At 62.8% G+C, this 19,766-nt stretch carries 18 protein-coding genes; 10 read left to right on the forward strand and 8 right to left on the reverse strand.

Annotated features, from left to right (window positions below):
• Window positions 1-42 precede the first annotated feature (42 nt).
• The 4 genes from CLAC_RS10750 to CLAC_RS10765 form a co-directional block, all read right to left on the reverse strand.
• Window positions 43-1,263: a glutamate--cysteine ligase gene (locus tag CLAC_RS10750; RefSeq protein WP_053412918.1), complete on the reverse strand. Its 1,221-nt coding sequence runs from the start codon at window positions 1,261-1,263 to the stop codon at window positions 43-45.
• Between the two features lie 18 nt (window positions 1,264-1,281).
• Entirely contained in the window at window positions 1,282-1,860 is a 579-nt protein-coding gene (locus CLAC_RS10755) for a hypothetical protein (protein WP_245621872.1), read from the reverse strand.
• An 11-nt stretch (window positions 1,861-1,871) separates the two neighbouring features.
• Window positions 1,872-2,750 carry a LytR C-terminal domain-containing protein gene (locus CLAC_RS10760; protein ID WP_053412919.1) on the reverse strand — a complete coding sequence of 293 codons (879 nt, stop codon included), beginning with the start codon at window positions 2,748-2,750 and terminating at the stop codon, window positions 1,872-1,874.
• An 84-nt stretch (window positions 2,751-2,834) separates the two neighbouring features.
• Complete coding sequence (locus CLAC_RS10765) at window positions 2,835-3,152, reverse strand: DUF3263 domain-containing protein (RefSeq protein ID WP_053412920.1); 318 nt, start codon at window positions 3,150-3,152, stop codon at window positions 2,835-2,837.
• A gap of 41 nt (window positions 3,153-3,193) precedes the next feature.
• Here CLAC_RS10765 and CLAC_RS10770 point away from each other — a divergent pair, with 41 nt between their 5' ends.
• Together CLAC_RS10770 and CLAC_RS10775 are read left to right on the forward strand one after the other, a co-directional pair.
• Window positions 3,194-3,805, forward strand: a complete 612-nt coding sequence (locus CLAC_RS10770; RefSeq protein WP_053412921.1) for a peptide deformylase — start codon at window positions 3,194-3,196, stop codon at window positions 3,803-3,805.
• Between the two features lie 99 nt (window positions 3,806-3,904).
• Window positions 3,905-4,945: an N-acetylglutamate synthase, CG3035 family gene (locus CLAC_RS10775; RefSeq protein WP_053413413.1), complete on the forward strand. Its 1,041-nt coding sequence runs from the start codon at window positions 3,905-3,907 to the stop codon at window positions 4,943-4,945.
• A gap of 66 nt (window positions 4,946-5,011) precedes the next feature.
• On the opposite strand, the gene CLAC_RS10780 is transcribed toward CLAC_RS10775, so the two are convergent.
• On the reverse strand, window positions 5,012-5,749 hold the full coding sequence (locus CLAC_RS10780; RefSeq protein ID WP_156324840.1) for an RDD family protein: 738 nt from the start codon (window positions 5,747-5,749) through the stop codon (window positions 5,012-5,014).
• Window positions 5,750-6,014: 265 nt separating this feature from the next.
• Here CLAC_RS10780 and CLAC_RS10785 point away from each other — a divergent pair, with 265 nt between their 5' ends.
• The 3 genes from CLAC_RS10785 to CLAC_RS10795 all read left to right on the forward strand — a co-directional run bounded on the left by CLAC_RS10785 (window position 6,015) and on the right by CLAC_RS10795 (window position 7,975).
• Window positions 6,015-6,812 carry an exodeoxyribonuclease III gene (locus CLAC_RS10785; RefSeq protein WP_053412923.1) on the forward strand — a complete coding sequence of 266 codons (798 nt, stop codon included), beginning with the start codon at window positions 6,015-6,017 and terminating at the stop codon, window positions 6,810-6,812.
• Window positions 6,813-6,993: 181 nt separating this feature from the next.
• Window positions 6,994-7,569 (forward strand): MarR family winged helix-turn-helix transcriptional regulator, encoded by a 576-nt coding sequence (locus CLAC_RS10790; RefSeq protein ID WP_053412924.1) that lies wholly within the window; start codon window positions 6,994-6,996, stop codon window positions 7,567-7,569.
• A gap of 88 nt (window positions 7,570-7,657) precedes the next feature.
• Entirely contained in the window at window positions 7,658-7,975 is a 318-nt protein-coding gene (locus CLAC_RS10795) for a hypothetical protein (protein ID WP_053413414.1), read from the forward strand.
• Window positions 7,976-8,328: 353 nt separating this feature from the next.
• Here CLAC_RS10795 and CLAC_RS10800 read toward each other — a convergent pair whose 3' ends face one another.
• The gene (locus CLAC_RS10800; protein ID WP_053412925.1) at window positions 8,329-8,829 is read right to left on the reverse strand and encodes an NUDIX domain-containing protein; all 501 of its coding nucleotides are present in this window, start codon (window positions 8,827-8,829) and stop codon (window positions 8,329-8,331) included.
• A 147-nt stretch (window positions 8,830-8,976) separates the two neighbouring features.
• Here CLAC_RS10800 and CLAC_RS10805 point away from each other — a divergent pair, with 147 nt between their 5' ends.
• The 4 genes from CLAC_RS10805 to CLAC_RS10820 all read left to right on the forward strand — a co-directional run bounded on the left by CLAC_RS10805 (window position 8,977) and on the right by CLAC_RS10820 (window position 14,910).
• Window positions 8,977-10,608, forward strand: coding sequence for a hypothetical protein (locus CLAC_RS10805; protein WP_053412926.1), 1,632 nt, complete (start codon window positions 8,977-8,979; stop codon window positions 10,606-10,608).
• Entirely contained in the window at window positions 10,605-11,606 is a 1,002-nt protein-coding gene (locus tag CLAC_RS10810; RefSeq protein WP_053412927.1) for a glutamate ABC transporter substrate-binding protein, read from the forward strand. The genes CLAC_RS10805 and CLAC_RS10810 overlap by 4 nt, the downstream gene beginning before the upstream one ends.
• Before the next feature lie 4 nt (window positions 11,607-11,610).
• Window positions 11,611-14,172 (forward strand): serine/threonine protein kinase, encoded by a 2,562-nt coding sequence (locus CLAC_RS10815; protein ID WP_053412928.1) that lies wholly within the window; start codon window positions 11,611-11,613, stop codon window positions 14,170-14,172.
• A gap of 63 nt (window positions 14,173-14,235) precedes the next feature.
• Window positions 14,236-14,910 carry a L,D-transpeptidase gene (locus CLAC_RS10820; protein ID WP_082313571.1) on the forward strand — a complete coding sequence of 225 codons (675 nt, stop codon included), beginning with the start codon at window positions 14,236-14,238 and terminating at the stop codon, window positions 14,908-14,910.
• Window positions 14,911-15,059: 149 nt separating this feature from the next.
• Here CLAC_RS10820 and CLAC_RS10825 read toward each other — a convergent pair whose 3' ends face one another.
• A complete protein-coding gene (locus CLAC_RS10825) occupies window positions 15,060-16,256 on the reverse strand; it encodes an acetate kinase (RefSeq protein WP_053412929.1) in 1,197 nt (398 codons plus the stop codon).
• Between the two features lie 3 nt (window positions 16,257-16,259).
• Window positions 16,260-17,783, reverse strand: a complete 1,524-nt coding sequence (gene pta, locus CLAC_RS10830; protein ID WP_053412930.1) for a phosphate acetyltransferase — start codon at window positions 17,781-17,783, stop codon at window positions 16,260-16,262.
• Window positions 17,784-18,236: 453 nt separating this feature from the next.
• On the opposite strand from pta, the gene CLAC_RS10835 reads away from it, so the two are divergent.
• A complete protein-coding gene (locus CLAC_RS10835) occupies window positions 18,237-19,631 on the forward strand; it encodes an FAD-dependent oxidoreductase (RefSeq protein ID WP_053412931.1) in 1,395 nt (464 codons plus the stop codon).
• Window positions 19,632-19,766 lie beyond the last annotated feature (135 nt).

Raw genomic sequence — 19,766 nt, forward strand, 5'->3', positions numbered from 1 at the left:
CCGTCGGAAGTTAGCCCTCCGCGCCTACGCGCTGGCGTCGAGTTATCGCGCGCCCTCGCGAAAATCCTCCGGCGCGATTGGGAGCCCGGCGCGAAGCTCCTGCACGCCCAGGTCCACCGCGGCGGCCCACGGGGTGCGCCCCAGCTTCGCTTCGTTGTCCCGAACCTCATCCTCGGTAACCAGAGCGGGCAGAGCACCCGCCGCCTGGGCCACGGCGCGCTGGCGCTCGTAACCTGCGCCAAGAGCAACAATGTCCTTGACATAGTCCAGCTCCGTACGACAGCCCAGTTCGTCGGCAAGCGGAGCTAGCTGCTCGACTAGCTCGACTAGTTCATCGCGAACCCAGCGCTCATCGGTGTCGCGGTTGACGATTACCAACGCGTCCATGCCGTAGCGGGCTGCACGCCACTTGTTCTCATCGATGTGCCAGGGCTGCAGGCTGGGCAGCTCCTCGCCGGCCTCCCACATACGGTCGTAGTACACGGTTAAGCAGTGGGTTAGCGCGACGATGGCCGCGAGTTCCTTCATGTTCGAGGTAGCATCGGCGACGCGTACCTCGATGGTGCCGTACTTAGACGCCGGGCGGATATCCAGGTGCATCGAACCGGTGTGGTTAATCACCCCGGAAAGCTCCTGATCGCGCATGTAGGACTGCCAGTCAGCCCAGGTGAAGATGGCAGGAGGAAGCCCGGCGGTGGGCAGCTGCTGGTAAAGCAGACTGCGGTTGGAGGCGTATCCCATGTCCTCACCGTTCCAGGCGGGCGAAGACGAAGACAACGCGAGCATGTGCGGCATCTTCGTGGCCAGGGCCTGAATGATGGGCCATACTCGCTCGGCGTCCTGGATTCCCACGTGGACGTGGATACCCCAGATGATCATCTGGTTTCCCCACCATTGAGTGCGGTTAATGATCTCGGAGTAGTGCCCCTTGTCGCTGACCTGCTGCGCCGTGCCACGGGCAAACGGGTGCGAGCCGGACGACCACACGTCGACCCCGACGCGGTCGGCCGCGTCCAGGACCATGTCCAGCTGGCTGCGCAGGTCGGCTACCGCCTGCGGCACGGTGTGGTGGACACCGGTGACCAGCTCCACCGTATTGGCGAGGAACTCCCGCTGCAGGGGATGCCCGGGATGCTCGGCATCGATGATCTCGAGCACCTTCGCCGCAACCGGGGCGGTGTCCCGCGTCGAGCGGTCAACGAACGCCAACTCCCACTCGACACCGAGCGTGGGTTCGGGGGATCCGGAAAATTCCTCAGTCATGCCCCCTATTTTTTCACACTAGGAATCGTTTGAAGCAGTTGGCTCGGTCCATTTCACCGATTTCGCGCAGGCAGCAAGATCGCCTTTTTCGTCGATAAGCGCGACGGTGGTGAAGCTATTGGAATCAATCTTGGCAGGCGTCGACCACACGTCTACGGAGTTGTCCCCCGAAGCGTGGACCTCTCCGATGGTGCCGAGCCCTTCCACAGCGGGACTACCGACACCGCTGCAGCCCGATGCGCCACGGGCCTGCACTATGTACTTGCCCTTTTCCAGGACGGAGAACTGACTCTTTTCGTCGACGAGGCCAACCCAATCCTGGACGCTCTTGACGTGGACGGTGGCGAGCATCGCCATCGTGCCGTCATCGTTAGTCCGAATGAAGTTGAAGGCCCCGAGTTTTTCCTTCAGCGCAGGCGCGTCCGGGTTCACTCTGACCGGTGCCGTGGACGTGGCCGAGGAGGAAGCTTCCTCCTGCCCCGATCCGGCGGGCGCGCATGCGGAAATGCCGAGCACAAGCGCGCATGCGCCCGCTGCAAAGAAACCCGCATCTAGGGCGCGGTGTCGGCGACGCATCGTGTTCATCGCGTTTTTCATCGCGCCCCTCGTTAATTCGCCTGGTCAGTCACAATGACGACGATGCCGACGGGCTTGCCTTCCAGGCGCTCGTCGCGAGGAGCGGTAACCCAACCGTTTTCGCGGGCCAGCTCCTCAGCCGCGGCTTTCTCCTTCGCATTGTCCTTGGCGAAGTAGACGGTCGTCTTCTCCCAGATGCCCATTTCGTTCTCGGGAGCGTTTCCGGTGGCGCCACGGCCCCAGCCCTGGCCACCGACCTTCTCGGAAACCTTGTCCGCAAGACCGGTCACCTGCGAGTTATTCAGGACGGTGATCTTCGTGGCACCGCGGTCGACCCGCGGGGCGTCCGCCGGGGCGCCCTCTTCGGCCCTCTCCTGGCCTTGCGGCTTATCCTCCGGCTTCGCGGCATCGGAAGCTGCGGGAGGAGGCATAGGCACGCCGGACTCCGACGGAGCAGCCGGCGGTGGCGGCGGAGGCACATCTTGGCTGGAGCTCTGAGACTCGGATCCGTTGGTCTGCGAGCTGACGACCGTCTCGGAAGGTGTTTGCTCGTCCGAGCCCCCACCTGTGCTGAAGGCGTAAATTCCGTAACCGACCAGACAGACGCCAATAAACAGGCAAACCGCGGCGAGGATGCGCAGAGAACGCCCCTGCCCGGCCCCGTCACCGACCGATGAGTCAGCTTCTGCGCCGGAGGCACCGGCCCCGGCCGCCCCCGCCGCGCCAGAGGCACCGGCGGTACCGGATGCACCTGCAGCACCGGTGGCAGAGACGGCAGCGGAGTTCTCGCTGTACGCGCCGTACTGGCCATTCTCGCTGTACTCGCCGTAGTCGTCGTACTCGTCGAAGTCGTCGTCGAGACGGTGACGGCCGCGACGAGGCGAATTCTGTGGGTTCAGTTGGTCAGACACAATTGCAATACTATAGGCCGAACCCCACAACTGTGCAGTAAAGGTTGAAGCTTATTTGCTGCCCAGTCTCGCCAGCGGCGCGACCTAGTGCCCCGCCGTCCCATCGCGCAGCGCCCGCAGCCTGTGCACCAAAACAGGCTCCGCCGCCTCGGCTGCGGGCGAATCAATCAGGCGGGAAAGCACCTGGTGGTAACGCACCGGGCCGCTGGCGAAGTCCTTCCCGAACCTGCTGCGGATCGCCTCGTCCCTGGCCCCCGCCATCTTCGGCCCGCGCCGCGCGACCTTCAACCACTCCTTCTCAAAATCCAGCATCCGGCGCGCCAGGGCGGGCTCGACTCCGAGCGTATCGCCCTCTAGACTCGCCGAATCGGCTCCCTGTTGCTCGTCCCCACTGGTCTTCATCGCCTCCAAGTTTGGCACAGGCTCCGAGTAGAATCACTGCCATGACTATTCGCCCTATCGTCATCGCTGGCGACCCCGTCCTCCACACTCCGACCGAACCGGTCACCGAGGACGTCTCCGAGCTCCGCGAGCTGATTGACGACATGTTTGAAACCATGGACCGCGCCCACGGGGTCGGCCTCGCCGCAAACCAGATTGGCGTCGGCAAGCGGCTCTTCGTATATAACTGCCCCGACGATGACGACGTGTGGCACCGTGGCTGCGTCATCAACCCCGTGCTGACCACCAGCGAGGTCCCCAAGACCATGCCCTCCGACGACGGCTCCGACGAGGAAGGCTGCCTTTCCGTACCGGGACTTAGCTTTCCGACGGGTCGTGCCGACCACGCCGTAGTCACCGGCCTCGACGAAAATGGCGAGGAAGTTCGCATCGAGGCGACAGGATTCTTCGCCCGCTGCATGCAGCATGAGGTGGGGCACCTGGATGGCTTCCTCTACACCGACTGCCTCACTGGCCGGTGGAAGCGCATGGCGAAGAAGGAGATTAAGCGGGCCGGCTGGACCGAGGGTGGCCTGACCTGGACCCCGGGTGTCGACCCCGACCCCTTCGGCCACGACGACGAGCCCGAAGAAGACACTCAAGCCACGAAATAGGAGGTAACCGCTGTGGCCGACAGGCGCGAGGAACCACAGACGGCGGAGGCGTCGGCAAGCGAAAGCGCGACCCATGACACCTCGGGCCGCGACCTGCCCATCTCGCGATGGGGCGTGGGCGAGGTCGCGGTGGGGCGCCGAGTGATTGTGCGCCGAGCGCTGTCTCAGGAGGAGGCGGCCGCGTCCGGGAAGACGACTACGGACGTGATTGGGCATGTGCTCAGCATGGATCCGTTCGTCGTTCGGCCACAGAAACGCGCAGGTGAGCGCTCGGACGACTCTGTCGCGGCGGTGGACTTCAGCGATAAAAAGGTGCTGATTGTAAAAGCGCTGCCGGATCATCCAGTACGCAACTCGGATATCCGCGCGGTGGAGGTCGCCACAGCGAAGGCGTTCCCGGGCATCGAACACGCGGAGGAGTCCGGATGGCTGCTGCGCGCTGGTGACGGCATTACGGAGCGGTCGAACTCGGCGCTGCCGATTGCGCCCGGCGCGGGCATGCATCCGGTACCGCTGGAGCAGATTCGCCAGTTCTACGCGGCCCACGGACTTGCCGTGAGGATTGCAGTGCCGGACCGGATCGCCAAGCCCGCGCAGGCACTGGTCGCGGGCGACGGATGGTCGGTGGGCCCGGACATTCTCGTCATGACTCGGTCGCTGAAGACCGAACTACCCCCGACCGATTCGGCGATAACAAACGTCGAATTCGACATTGCTGACCAGCCCGATGAGGATTGGCTGGCCCTGTACCATTTCCGCGGCCAGTCACTCCCCGAAAAGGCCCTGCGCCTGCTGCGTGAGGAAATCGACGGCCGAATGTGCTTCGGGCGGCTGCTAATCCCGGACAGCTCCGCGCCCAGCGGCCGTCGCACCGTCGCGATCACTCGTGGCACCCTGACCGAATCGGAGGACAGGCGAGTCTGGCTGGGCTTTTCCGCGGTGGAGGTCGCGGAAGGCATGCGCCGCAGGGGGCTCGGCACGCTACTGGGAATTCACATGCTGCATTGGGGCGCGGGCCACGGCGCCGACGAGGCATACCTACAGGTGCTAGCCACGAACCAGGCTGGCATCTCGCTATACCGCACCCTTGGCTTCACGGAGCACCACAGGCACCGCTACGCCGAGCTGGTCGGCTCCTAGCTCGAGCAATCTCTAAGGGAGCCGGTTTTTAGGGAGCCGATTAAGCACCTCGTTAGCGGCTCCCCGTTAGCGACCGAGCTCGCGATCTGGCTTTTCCTCCACACGGGTTCCCGAGCGTAGCTCGTGCGAGCCGCGGCCCAGCGGATCACGCAGAGCACTGACCCCAATCCAGCCCGCGATACCCGCCGTGACCACCCAGCCCAGGAAGGGAATCATCGAGGGCAGCAGCCAGGCGTTGCGCACCAGGCCATCCCGGGCGGAGACCGGAAGACCATGCGGGCCGGACATCCGCAGCCCCAGCATGTGCTTGCCCGGGGAGCCCTCGAAGATGGCATCGCCCGCGGCGCGGTAGAGGTAAAAGCCGAGCGGACCCGCGATCGAGGCAGCAATCGTGATCGCCTGGGCGGGTTCCTCGCCGAAACCCACCCACGCCAGCAGCGCGAGGAACGTGACGGCGGCAGCGTAGATCGCGCCGTCGAGAAGCAGGGCACCAGCGCGAAGCGGGAGGGAGGCATTAGCGAGATTCGAATCATAGCCGAGCTCGACTGCGGCCTGCGCGGTCATCGGGGAAACGCGCGGGTTGCTACTCAGCAGCGGAGAGGGAGAGCCCGCCGCATAGCCGAAGGAAACCAGATCGTATTCAGCAGAGCCGGGGAAAGCGTCCATCGCGCCCATGGCGCCGCGCTGCGCGCTGAGAGTCCGCCGACCGAGCGCATCGGCCAGGCCGGGAACGCCAAAGCGAGACGGAAAGCCCCCACCTCGCGGCTGCTTTCCCATCGAAAGCCTTTCTTCCCACCGTGCCACCGAAATCTCTCCTTAAGTGTCCCTGTATTCCCTGACGGTCCCGGGCAGTGCGCTTTTGCGGACCGCGCACCACTCATCTTTCACAACGCTTTCCGACGCTCATTGGTTCCCACACCACCTGGTTGAGCGCGCAAAACACCTATCTAACCCAATGCTCGCAGCCTTGCCTGGAAAACGCAGTAGTGCTGGCGCTACCTTTTGGGTTTTACAGGCGTGCTGCCGACGTCGGGCTTGGTGCGGGGCCTAGCAGTCTAGAATCTGGAATATGCGAATCTGCGTCTGGAACGTCAACTCTGCCCGTACTCGGCTCGAGCGCATGACCGAGTTTCTGCGCCGCAACGATATTGATGTCCTGGCTGTGCAGGAAACGAAGTGCCGCGACGACCAATTCCCCGCAGCGGCCTTTGAGGATCTGGGCTACGAGGTCGCGCACCACGGGCTCAACCAGTGGAACGGCGTCGCGATTATTTCCCGTGTTGGCTTGGCCGATGTCCAGGTCGGCTTCCCTGGACAACCCGGTTTCAATAAGGACACGGACGCCGAGCAAAAATTGGAGGCTCGACACATAGCGGCAACCTGCAGAGGCGTACGCGTCCACAGCGTGTACGTGCCCAACGGCCGAGAGATCACAGACCCGCACTTCGAGTACAAGCTGGAGTTCCTGGAGAACCTGCGCCAGGATATCTTTGCCACGCTGGAGTCCGATCCGGAGGCGAAGTTCTTGATCGGCGGGGATTTCAACATCGCCCCCACCGATGCCGACGTCTGGGATATGGGTTTCTTCGCAGGTAAGACGCACGTCACTCCGCCAGAGCGCGCCGCCTTCTTCGCACTGGAACAGGCGGGGATGAAGGAAGTGACCAGGCAGTTCACCCCGGGGCAGTGGACCTACTGGGACTACAAGGGCGGGCGATTCTTCAAGGATGAGGGCATGCGCATCGACTTCCAACTCGCGTCCCCCGCCCTAGCCTCCACCGCGACCACGGGATTCATCGACATTGAGGAGCGACAGGGGAAGGGAGCATCGGACCACGCGCCGGTTGTCGTGGACTATTCCGTCTGAGGCACCGAGGGTAAACAGCACTCCCCCAGTTCCACCGGGCATGGAAGGTTCAAAACCCCTGCTAGGAGCAACACGCAAGAAATTTCCTGATGTTTTCTTCACATTTTCAGCACGGAAACTTCTTTTGAACATATAAGGTATTAGCACATCCCATCTAGGTCCTCCTCTGGAAGGAAAACCAATGACTTCTTCGCACTCACCGAAGTTCTCCGCCACGTCGGAGAGGATTAGCAACTTAGGCGATTCCCGCGAGCACGACCGCGATACAGCGGAGTTCGACGAAAGCCTGCGCCAGAGTGTGCAGAAGATTTCGATTGGCCTCTACGACTTCCTGGCCTCCACCCGCCGACTGGGCGAGCGCCCGAATGCGCGGATGGACATCTCCCAGTCCGAGATGGAGGTCCTCCATTTCATCTCGACGCACCCGGGCTGCGGCGTCTCGGACATTGCGCGACTACGCTTTTTGCGCCCGTCTAACGTATCCGCCACTGTGCGCCGCCTCCTCGACAATGGCCTGATTAAGCGCGAGAACAACGCCAAGGATCGTCGAGCACAGAACCTCTACGTCTCCGAGGACGGCCAAGAAATGCTGGGCCAGCTAATCGACCACTGGGGTGACATGGTCTATCAAATCGTCCGCACCATGTCGAGCAAGGATATTCGCTCTTTGATTAAGGCCCTGCCTTCCCTTCTGAAGCTTGCGGAGCACTCCGAGAGCTTCGTCGAGGAGCACCAGCGCCGCCAGGAGCCCTTCTAAGCAGCGGAGAGCATCTAGCCTCTTCGACATGGAGCTTTCCCAGGAAAACCTCAGCGAGCTCTGCTTTTTCGCTGCTAGGGTGGCCGTTATGGCTATCACTTTGAAGAAGGCACAGGACGTCCAGACGGCCCCGCTCATCGCAGTGGGCCTCATCGGCGGTTGGCTAACCGCCCGCGAAACCGGAATCCGCCCGCTCGGCGGCGTCATTCTCGGAGCAGCTGGCGCATACGCCGCCCGCACTTGGTACGCAAAGACCGGCCTGGCGGGCGCCACCAGCCTCGTCGGCACCTACCTGGGCGCGTTCGGCCTGTCGCACCCGTTGGCAAAGAAGGTGGGCGCCTGGCCGTCCGTCCTCGCCGTCACCGCTATCTCGGCTGGTGCCGCCGCGCTTGCCGACGCCAAGTAGGCACCTCCCCCACCCCTCCAACTGGCTTGGCCCCGGAACTCGATTGTTTGCGGGGCCTTAGTTCTGCCCTGAGGACGTTAGCCGACAGCCTGGCATCGCCGGGGAAACCAGGCCAGGGAGCCGGGCGGGGGACACATCGCTTGCCAACCCCATGCGGCGCTATTGACCTGTTGGCGCGATATTCACTTGTAACTGCGCTATAGCACGCCAACAACATGATCGCGCGCCTACAAGTGGCAGATTGAGCGCCAACAAGTACCAGCGGGAAGGCTCCAGCAGGAAGACTAAGGAATCAAAGTTTGCGCCATTTTCGGAGCCCGTTCTTCCATGAGTCTTTGAAAACTGTTTGAGACTTAGGCCTGCTCGAGAAGCTTCTCCGCATGCGCCCGAACCTCGGGCCACGATTCCGCGAAGGCGGGCAGGAGGTTGAGTGAGGCGACGTCGGCAAGCGGAACCCACCTGAGCTCGAGCGATTCCTCGTTGGGGAAGGTTTGCAGCTCTTCCTCGGCCAGCGCATAGACGGTGTGGTACTGCCAGCCTCCGGCGAGTTCGGGCCGATTGGGGTCGGCGACGTAGGGGCCGGTGGTGACTTGGGCGTCGAGGATGCGGAGCTGATGCTCGCGGAGCCCGGTCTCCTCGGCGGTTTCACGAAGCGCAGTAGCCTCAGGAGACTCATGCGAATCACAAGCCCCACCAGGAACACCCCAGGTTAGGGGGAACGAGGTCCATTCGGCGCGGTGTTGCATCAAAGCGGTGCGTCCGGGCGTGATTATCAGAAGCCCTGCAGCTCCGAACCGCCCCCAGCATCGTGTATCCCCCGGACCCGCGGACCAACCATTTCCATCATGAAGCATGACTCCACCCTACGTCAGCAGGGCTTGTGTTTTCGGTCACAAGCGATGAGGACTACTATTTCTAACTAGTTCACGTGTACCTCCGCCCTTAAAAAGGTCGAGGTGACAGGATCGGTCCGCAAGGTCTCGTCGGAAGGAATTGTGCGCATGAGCGAATCCGCCACAGGCGCGCACCGCGCCCGCAGGCCTCGGCGCGCCCGGTTCAGCGGCCGGACCACCCCGGGCGGCGAAAGTCTGCGAAACGTCGCCGGAGAAGAATCCGAAAACAGCTCGCGCCTTACCCACTCCGGCCGGAGCAAGAACCCTCGGCACGCTCAGAGCCGCCAGCAAATTCAAGGCGCTCAACGGGCGGCCGGAGCGCAGACCGAGGAAACTGGCGCGGTGGCACACGCCTTGGCCACGAGCGCGCCCACCCAGGACACAGATCTGCGAGTCGACGACCTCGAGCTGAGCACCTCCAGCAACCGCCTGATGCGCCTTCTGGGACATAGGCTGTACAAGAAGCTCGGGCCGTCGGCGACCTATGTGCAGCGTTCGCTGACATTCTTGATGACCTCCCCTGGTCGACTCACCACGGTCGCGGTGATCCTGATCGTGGCGATCCTCGCCGCCGGTCTTTCGATGTGGCAGACCACCTCAGATCGCCAGCAGCAGCTGAGGCGCATCTCCGAGCTGAGCGAGCCCATGGCGCACGCCTCCCAGAACCTCTACGCATCGTTGACGATTGCCGACGCCTCGGCAAACACCGCATTCTCTCGGGGAACGCTGGACAGCAGCTTAGATCTCGGGACGAACTTCGACGACGCAATCGCGCAGGCATCAATGTCTGCGACCCGAGCGACGACGGGCATCAACAACGTCAATGATCCCGCCATGCGCGATGTCGCTACAGTCCAGCGGCTACTGCCCGTCTATACGGGGATGATCGAGACTGCACGAGCCAACGCCAGGCAGGGTCACCCCGTCGGCGTAGCCTACTTGGCCTCGGCATCCGGGCTGATGAGAGACGAGATTTTGCCGTCCGCACAATCCCTGTACGAGCGAACCAGCACCAACACCAGCCAGGATCAGAAAGCTCTGGCGCTGCCTCCGCTGATTCCGCTATCCGGAATTTTTGCGGCCCTAATCATGCTGCTTGCCGCGCAGTGGTGGATGACCCGCAAGAACGGTCGCCTCTTCAACGTCGGCCTCTTCGGGGCGACAATCCTGATGGCCGGAGCCCTGTTCGGAGTCATCGTCGCAACAACGCAGCCATGGCAGAACTCGGCTCTCTTCGGTTCGAAGCAGCCGGAGGTTCAGGCTCTGACCGAGACTCGCATCGCAGCGCAGCAGCTCCGCGCCAGCGAAACCCTTGGCCTGGTGCGCCGGCAGCCCACGGATGCAGAGGATTTCACCCAGTCCCTGGACAAGCTCACTGACCGTCTTGAGCCGCTGACCCAAACCTCCCCGAACCGAGACATTGATGCCGCGCTGTCATCGATGAAGGCATGGAAGGCGAGCCACCAGGAAATGATCAGCCACCTCGACTCCGGCGACTATGCCGGGGCCGTAGCCGTCGCCACAGGAACGACCGATCCTCATTCTTCCGCGGTGGTCTTCCGGGACCTCGACGAGGCTCTGCGCTCCTCGATCGCGGACTCGCGGCTATTGCTTCGCGCAGAGCTCGACAATGCCCGACGCGCCTCCGCCGTCATTTCTCTGTTTACCGTCACCATTACTGCAATCGCCGCCGTGATGGTCGCCTTCGGATTCCGCAACCGCCTCCTGGAGTACCTATGATGACGCTGCCAATCCGACGCGCCACCCGAGCCCTCTGCACACTCGCCGTCTCAGGGCTCGTCCTGTCCGGCTGCTCGCAGCCATCACTTGTCGACGACCCCTACTCTCGCGTTATCGACCAAGCCACGGGTAGTTTCCCGTTGCCCTCTGGCGCCGTGTACGACGCGGCGGACTCCCGTCCGCCGCAGCCTCCTGAAACCGAGACGGATCTGTCCACCCTGGCTCCGGATTCCGAGACCCCCGAGGAAAGAATCCCGGAAATCCACAAACGCGGCCGCATCATCGTGGGTGTCGACCAATCGCTAAACCTACTCAGCTTCCGCGACTCCTCCTCCGGAGAGCTAGCCGGTTTCGAGGTCTCCCTAGCGCAGGAAATCGCCCGCGATATCTTCGGCAACCCGGATGCTGTGGAATTCCGCTACGTCGATAGCACCGAGAGAACGAAGGCGCTAGAGTCGGGCACCGTCGACATTGTGCTGCGCACTATGACCGTGACTGCCAAACGCAGGGAAAAGGTGTTGTTCTCGGCGCCGTATCTACACTCTCGTGCTGGGGTCCTGGTGTCTTCCCCGGGAGGCGACACCAAGCCTAGCGACGTCAAGGACGGGCGCATTTGCGTATCGAAATCATCAACGACCGAGGAACTAATCCGCCGTAACTCGCCGGACTCTATGCTCCTGCTCGTGGGAAACTGGTCCGACTGCCTCGTTGCAATTCAGAACGGGCAGGCGGAGGTCGTCGTCGCCGATGACACGATTCTGGCCGGTATCAACGACCAGGATCCCTCCACCGCGATTGTGCAGCGGGGGCTCAGCGAGGAAAACTACGCCGCCGGAATCGCCAAGGACAATCCGGGACTGGTCCGGCAGGTCAACGACACCCTCGAGCGCATCAGGACAGACGGCACCTGGCAGGCGCTCTACGACACGTGGTTCGGCCCCTTCCTCCCCGAAGGCGAGCAGCCGGTACCGACGTACGCGGAAAGCGAGGCGAATTAGGACAGTGAGCACTACCGACGAGACGGGCCAGCAGAGTGGCCCGCAGCGCAATCCGCAGACACCAAGTGGCGAAACCGAGCACTCGCAGCCAGTCTCGCAGCCGGGATCACAACCGAGTGGCCAGCCGGATTCCCTATCCGAGGTCGCCCCCGCAACAGAGGCAGTCGCTTTCGATCCCTTCGCCGACGATGACGACGAGGACGACTGGGACCCCAGTATCGGCCCTAGCACGGGCGCCCCAGGCGCCCCGGCCGCCGAGCCGGGGACCTCTGCCGTCGCCTTCGATCCCTTTGCGGACGATGACGACGAAGACGAGTTCGACATTTCCGCATTGTTGGCGGGCAACTCGACGTCGGCAAGCACAATTCAGTCCCCGAAGAGCCCGAGCAATGACCCTTCGGTAGCCTCCCACAGAAAAGCCCTGGAAGACTTCCGCCGAAAGCGGTCCAACTCGCACCGCGGCCGCACCATCGCCGACGGCATGGTGCACCTGCCATATATTCCCCCGGGCGATCCGCGCGACGCCGTCCTAGACGAGGAGGCGATCAAGGCCACGAACAAGCCCACACCGACCCTGCACGAGGGCGATATCGTTGCGGGGCAGTACGAAATCGTAGGGCCGATTGCGCACGGCGGACTCGGCTGGATTTACCTGGCCATCGACCACAACGTCTCCGACCGCTGGGTCGTGCTCAAAGGCATGATGGCGGCGAAGAACGAACGCGACTACGCCGTGGTACAGGCTGAGCGGGAGTTCCTCGCGGAAATTACGCATCCGGGCATCGTTAAGATCATCAACTTCATCGACGATACGGCCTCGGAGAAGGCGATTGACTTCATCGTGATGGAGTACGTCGGAGGCCCCTCACTGCGCAAACAGCGGCGCACCTTCCCGGACGGGACCATGCCCTGCGACCTGGCAATTGGCTACATCCTCGAGCTGCTCCCCGCACTCGATTACCTGCATTCCAGGGGCGTGGTCTACAACGATCTGAAGCCCGACAACGTACTGCTCACGGAAGACCACGTCACGCTGATCGACGTCGGCGCGGTCACCGGCATCGGTGCGTACGGGCACATCTACGGCACGCCCGGATTTCAGGCTCCCGAGATCGCTTCGACCGGCCCCACCGTGGCCAGCGACATCTATACGGTCGGGCGCACGCTCGCCTCGCTGATCTTGACCCTGCCGTCGACAAACGGCGTCTACGACCCCGGCCTGCCCACCCCGGAGGAAGTCCCTCTCTTCCGTCGTTTCTACTCCCTCTACCGCTTCCTCCTGCGCGCGTGCGACCCAGACCCGGAGCGTCGTTTCGCCTCCGCGGAGGAAACCAGCGCCCAACTCATGGGTGTCCTGCGAGAGATTCTCGCCGTACGCGACGGGGTGCAATTCCCACACACGGTGTCCTACTTCTCGCCGCAGCGCTCGACCTACGGCACCAAGCACCGAGTTTTCCGCACCGATCAGCTGGTCGACGGCATCACCCGAGGAGTAGCGATCACCCCGCAGGAAGTCATGGTCGCCCTGCCCGTGCCCTTGGTCAATCCCTCCGACCCCGGTGCTCGCATTCTCAGCGCGACCTCGTTTACTGAACCCAGCGAGCTGATTGAAACCCTCAGCAACGCCCTGGAGGACCCCGAGTACGGCACCTCCGTGGAGATTCCGCTCGGCATCGTCCGAGCTCAGCTGGACCTGGGGCTTGTAGACCAGGCCCGCAACAGCCTTCGCGGCGCCCCGGAGAGACTCCGCAAAAACTGGCGTTATCGCTGGTACGAGGGAATCACTTACTTGCTTCTAGACCACTTCGACGAAGCTTTGCTGTCCTTCCACTACGTCCTGTCGATGCTCCCCGGCGAGCCCGCCCCGAAGCTGGCCCTGGCCGCCACTCTGGAGCTCATCGGGCAGCGACTCGGAATCTCCCAGAAAGCGCTTCTGGACCCGAGGATTGCCCGCGCCGCCGCCAACCTCACCACCGACCTGGACGTACTGCCCGAAGACAGCGCAGTGTCCCTATCCCCCAACTGGGCCGAGGGCGAATTGGGCGCCGAGACCATCCGCTTCAATACCCTGCGTCTCTACGCCGTGGTCTGGGCCGCGAACCCCACCACAGTCTCCTCCGCATTCGGGCTCGCAAGGCTGCTCACCGCGGAGGGTCAGTTCGAGATGGCTATCTCTCAGCTCGACCGTGTCCCAGCCAACTCCCGTCACCACCGCATGGCCCGCCTTACGACGATTCTGCTGCTCACCTCCGGTCCCGCGATTGCGATGACGGAGTCGCGGATTCGCAGGGCCGCCCGCAGGTTGGCAGAGTTGCCGACCAACGAGCCAAGGCTGGCACAGCTGCGCATTGCGGTGATGGCAGCGGCTCTGAACTGGCTGAGAGCATCGAACCTGGATCACGCGGCCAGCGCGAACGAGCTTTTCGAGGTGCCGTTCACCGTCGAGGGCCTCCGCCGCGGCTTGGAGAAGGACCTGCGCAAGCTGGCGCGTTCCTCTCCCTTCTCACGGCATCGCTACCGGTTGGTCGACATTGCCAACCTGATTAGGCCGCGGACCTGGCGCTAGCCCCCGAAAATAGTGCTAGCGGAAATCTCAGCTTTTACTGGCAAAAAGGTTAAGCTGGTTTTCATGACCTCGACCAGGAAACTTTTCACCAGCATCGGAAGGCGCATCGTCGTCGGCTCTCTCGCTGTGACTACCGCTTTGGGAATTGGTGCTGGAGCTGCAATGGCTGCTCCCGCCACCCCAGCACTGCCGGGCATTCCGGGCCTGCCGGAGTCGCCTGCACTGCAACTCCCGAAGATTCCGGGATTGCCGGAGTCACCTGCACTTCAGCTCCCGAAAATTCCGGGATTGCCGGATCTCTCGCAGCTGCCGGGATTCCCCTCTCGCCAGGAACCTGCGCCCGCCCCGGCCCCTGAACCAGCCCCGGCGCCTCGCCCGGAGCCCAAGCCGGCCAGTCCGTGTCCGCCGACTGCCCGCGCCTGCGTCGACCTAGCCAACAACAAGAGCTGGCTGCAGGATAATGGTCACATCACCTTCGGCCCGGTCCCGATTTCCTCCGGCAAGCCCGGCTACGAGACCACCAAAGGATCGCTTAGCGTCACCCGCAAGGTCCGCGACGAGTGGTCCGTCCCCTACAACGGCCCGATGCCCTTCGCGGTGTACTTCACCAACACTGGTGAGGCTTTCCACGAGGGTTCTGTGGACGTTCCCTCCCACGGCTGCATCCATCTCAACCACGATGCGGCAGTCAAGTACTTCGACACGCTCCAGGTCGGAGACAGCGTCTTCATCTGGTAATTCGGCACCTGCTAGTTCAATAGTTCTTCAATGAGCAGCGCGCAGAAGTAAGCGAACAAAGAGCCCCGCGCTCCTTTTCTCCCACTCGGAGGCTAGAAGCGCGGGGCTCTTTGTTCGCTTTGGTTCTCGGCTGTAGTTTCCGCCAACAGCTAGTGCGCGAAGCTCATCGCGTAGCGGGCAATTGCCAGCTCCTCGTTGGTCGGAACCACGAAGACCTTAACCTTGGAATCATCGGTGGAGATCAGGCGAGGGCCGTTGTTCGGCTGGGCATTGCGCTCCTCGTCGATCTTGATACCGAAGTTCTCCAGCTCCGCCATGGAGTCGCGGCGGATACCGACGTGGTTCTCGCCGACGCCAGCTGTGAAGGTAATCGCGTCCAGACGGCCGAGAATCAGCATGTAGGAGCCGATGTAGCGGCGCAGCTGGTGGACGTACATCTGGTAGGCAGCCCAAGCATCCGGATCGTGCGCGTCCATGCGCTCCTGCAGCACACGGAAGTCGTTGACACCGGAGACGCCCTTCAGACCGGACTGGCGGTTGCAGAGGTTATCAATCTCATCGATGCTCATGCCGTTGCGGTAGAGATGGAAGATGATGCCCGGGTCGATATCGCCAGTACGGGTGCCCATCATCAGACCTGCCAGCGGGGTCAGACCCATCGAGGTGTCCACGGCCTGGCCGCCGCGAATCGCCGCACAGGAGGCGCCGTTGCCGAGGTGCAGGGTAATCTGGTTAATCTCCGCTGCCGGGCGACCCAGCAGCTCCGGGAGCTGCTTGGAGACGAACTCATGCGAGGTGCCGTGGAAACCGTAACGGCGGATGTCGAACTTCGACGCGACCTCGGCATTGAGCGGGTACAGGGCCGCAGCCGGGGGCATGGTGTGGAAGAAGCCCGTATCGAAAACAGCGACGTGGGGGACGTCGGGAAGCAGCTTGCGAGCCTCCTCGATGCCGACGATGTTCGCCGGATTGTGCAACGGAGCCAGCGGGATCAGGTCGCGGATCATGCCGATGATCTCATCGTTGATCAGCTCCGGACCGGAGAACAAGCGGCCGCCGTGAACGACGCGGTGACCGACCGCCGCGATCTCGACGCTGTGGGGACCGACCTCGTGCTTGTCCATCAGAGCGAAGGCCTTGGACAGGCCGTCAGCGTGGTCCGCGATTGGCTCGGAGATCTCAATCTTCTCGCCGGCGAACTTCAAGTTGACGATGCCGTCATCCTCGCCGATGCGCTCAACCAGGCCGGAAACATACGGCGGCTGCGAGGTGTCCTTCTCCGGGGCTACCAGCTGAAACTTAATGGAGGAGGAACCGGAGTTCAGAACGAGTACGTGACGCGACATAAATTAGTTTCCTCCTGCTTGGATAGCGGTAATGGCAACGGTGTTGATGATATCGGGCACGGTGGCGCCACGAGACAGGTCATTGACCGGCTTGTTCAGACCCTGCAGAATCGGGCCAATTGCCAGCGCGCCGCCGCAGCGCTGGGCAATCTTGTAGCCAATATTTCCGGCATCCAGGTCCGGGAACACGAATACCGTGGCCTTGCCCGCGACCGAGGATTCCGGCATCTTCTTCTCAGCGACTTTCGGATCAATCGAAGCATCGAACTGCAGCGGGCCATCGACAGCGAGGTCGGGCACCAGTTCTTTGGCCTTCGCAAGGCCTGCCTTAACGCGGTCGACGTCCTCACCCGAACCAGATACGCCCGTGGAGTAGCTGAGCATGGCGACGCGCGGCTCGATACCGAAGGACGCGGCGGTCTCAGCCGACACAACCGCAATCTCGCCGAGCTGATCCGGGGTCGGCTTCGGCAGCACTGCGCAGTCCGCGAAGCCCCACAGGTGGTTGTCCATCACCATCAGGAACAGCGAGGACACCGTCGAGGCGGTCGGCTTCGTCTTAATGATCTGGAAGGACGGCTTGATGGTGTGCGCCGTGGTGTGGGCGGCGCCGGAGACCATGCCGTCGGCAAGCCCATTGTGGATCATCATGGTGGCGAAGTAGGAGATGTCCTGCATCGTCTCGCGGGCCTCCTCCAGGGTGACGCCCTTGGACTTGCGCAGCTCGGCGAACTGCTCGGCGAACTGCTCCAGGTAATCGGAGGTGGCCGGATCCCACAGGTGAGCGCCCTCGATGTTCAGGCCCAGCTCTGCGGCCCGGGAGTTCATCGAATCGGGGTCACCCAGAATGGTCAGCTCACAGATGTCCTCGCGCAGGAGGTAATCGGCGGCCTGCAGAATACGGTCATCATCGCCCTCGGGCAGGACAATGTGGCGCTTGTCGGCGCGTGCGCGCTGCAGCAGCCACCACTGGAAACGCTGCGGAGTGATGATGGTTTCCACCTCACCAGCCAGGGCCTCGCGCAGCCCCTCCGAGTCAGAGGCCGCTACCACCGGGACATCGAGTTTGAGGGAGCTCGCGTTCTCAGACCCCGCACCGGTCAGCACGACCGCAAGCACGTGTGCGTGGCGACCCTTCGCCCCGGAGACCGCCATACGAATTCGAGCCTGACCGGCCTCGACATTGCACCCCTCGCCGGCCGCGACCAGCACTACGCCGGCACCGGAGACGGTCGCGATACGGAAGTCATAATCCTGGTTACCGGAACCGGTGATGACGACCGAGCCACCGTTTTCCGCACGATCGGCCTCTACTGCGGCGACGATTGTATCCAGAGCCGATTCAGGATCCTCGACGATTTCATCCACAGTCGCGCCATTCGGGCCGCCGACTGAATGGAAAAGGCGGGCGCCCCCGAGCACCTCCGACACAGCGGAGATGACATCGTGGAGATTGTCCGCACGGTCAACCGATGAAATAAGTACTGCGGAGCCCGAATCGGAGACATGGGTGTTGGTATCGCTCACCGACGTTCCTTCCTCATATAGCGTGCAAATGAGTCGCAATTCATTACTAACGATGTTTTGTGAGTCACCTTACATCTTGGAGCGCCCCAAACTCCTCCTGGTTACCCCTGTAAACAAGTACACTCCCACGACAAAACTGCGGGAAGATGGGTTTTTCACGCCCTAACCCACCCATAACGGTCGGGCTTAGTGAGAAAGGTCACACCTCAAAAGTTAATTCCGGATAACTTTTCCTATTGCGTCTCGCGACCGATCCTTCGGCGCACCACACCATAAAGAGCCGGTAGCCCAAAACCGGCCCTCGATTTTTCCTTCTTCGGCGCTACCATAGGAGCGCTAAACAAAACCCGGAAGAGTATCCATGCCTTACTTATAAGGCACCTTTTCACCGGCACGTCGGCGAAGGAGCCGTCGGAAAGCGAAAAGTTGAAGCAGAAAGAAGGGCAAACCCACATGACTCGTCCACTCCGCGTTGCAGTAGTCGGCTCCGGCCCCGCAGGCGTCTACGCCTCTGACGCGCTGATGAAGTCCAGCACCGACGTCGAGGTGGACCTGTTCGAGAAGATGCCCGCGCCCTTCGGCCTGATTCGCTACGGCGTCGCCCCGGACCACCCGCGCATCAAGGGCATTATCAAGGCGCTGCACCGCGTTATGGACAAGCCGCAGCTGCGCCTGTTTTCAAACGTGGAGTTCGGCAAGGACATCACCCTCGAGGAGATGAAAGACCTCTACGATGCCGTTATCTTCGCCACCGGCGCAGTCGGCGACCGCGCCCTGCCGGTTCCGGGTGCCGATATGCCGGAGCACTTCGGGGCCGGCGAGTTCGTCGGTTTCTACGACGGCAACCCGCTCTTCGAGCGCTCCTGGGACCTCTCCGCCGAGTCCGTCGCCGTGATTGGCGTGGGCAACGTCGGCCTGGATGTCTCGCGCATTCTGGCCAAGACCGGCGAGGAACTGCACGTCACCGAGATTCCGGACAACGTCTACGAGGCGCTCAAGACCAACAAGGCCACTGAGGTGCACGTGTTCGGTCGCCGCGGCCCGGCGCAGGCGAAGTTCACCCCGCTGGAGCTGAAGGAGCTGGACTACTCGCCAAACGTCGAGGTCATCGTAAACCCGGAGGATATCGAGTACGACTCCTCCTCCGAGATTGCCCGCCGCGAGTCGAAGATCACCGACCAGGTCTGCACCATCCTGGAGAACTACGCCATCCGCGAGCCGAAGAACGCCCCGCATAAGCTCTACATCCACTTCTTCGAGTCGCCCGTCGAGATTCTCGGCGAGGAAGGCCCGGACGGAGTCCAGCACATCACCGGCCTGCGCACTCAGCGCATGGAATACGACGGCGCGGGCGGTGTACGCCCGACCGGCAAGACCACCGACTGGAACGTCGGCGCCGTCTACTCAGCAGTGGGCTACCGCTCCGATGCGCTGCCGGGAATCCCCTTCGACGAGGTCAAGCATGTCATCTCGAACGTTGGCGGCCGCGTCATCGACTCCGAGACCACCGGCGACGAGGACGCCCAGGCCATCACCGGCCTCTACACCACCGGCTGGGTCCGGCGAGGCCCGGTTGGTCTGATTGGCAACACCAAGGGCGACGCCAACGAGGCCGTCGCCAATCTGCTTGCCGACGCCGCCGAGGGCAAGAAGTTCTCGCCGTCCAAGCCGGAACTCGCGGCGGTCGACGAGCTGCTGCGGGCCAAGGGCGTCGATTTCCTGGACTGGGACGGTTGGCACGCACTGGACGCAGCTGAGCACGCTGCCGGCGAGGCCGAGGGCCGCGAGCGCAAGAAGTACGTCGAGTGGGCTGACATGGTCGCGCACTCGAAGGGCGCGCAGGGCTAGGGCTTAACGCCGCGTTCCTGCGCCTCCGGACCCTCCCCATACGCACTTGTTGGCACAAGGTCGGGATTCCATGCCGCCATGCGCCAATTATCAGAGTATTTTTCGCACCTCACGGTCACTTGTCGGCGCGCTGTG

The organism is Corynebacterium lactis RW2-5 (assembly GCF_001274895.1).
In the GTDB taxonomy this organism is placed as follows: domain Bacteria; phylum Actinomycetota; class Actinomycetes; order Mycobacteriales; family Mycobacteriaceae; genus Corynebacterium; species Corynebacterium lactis.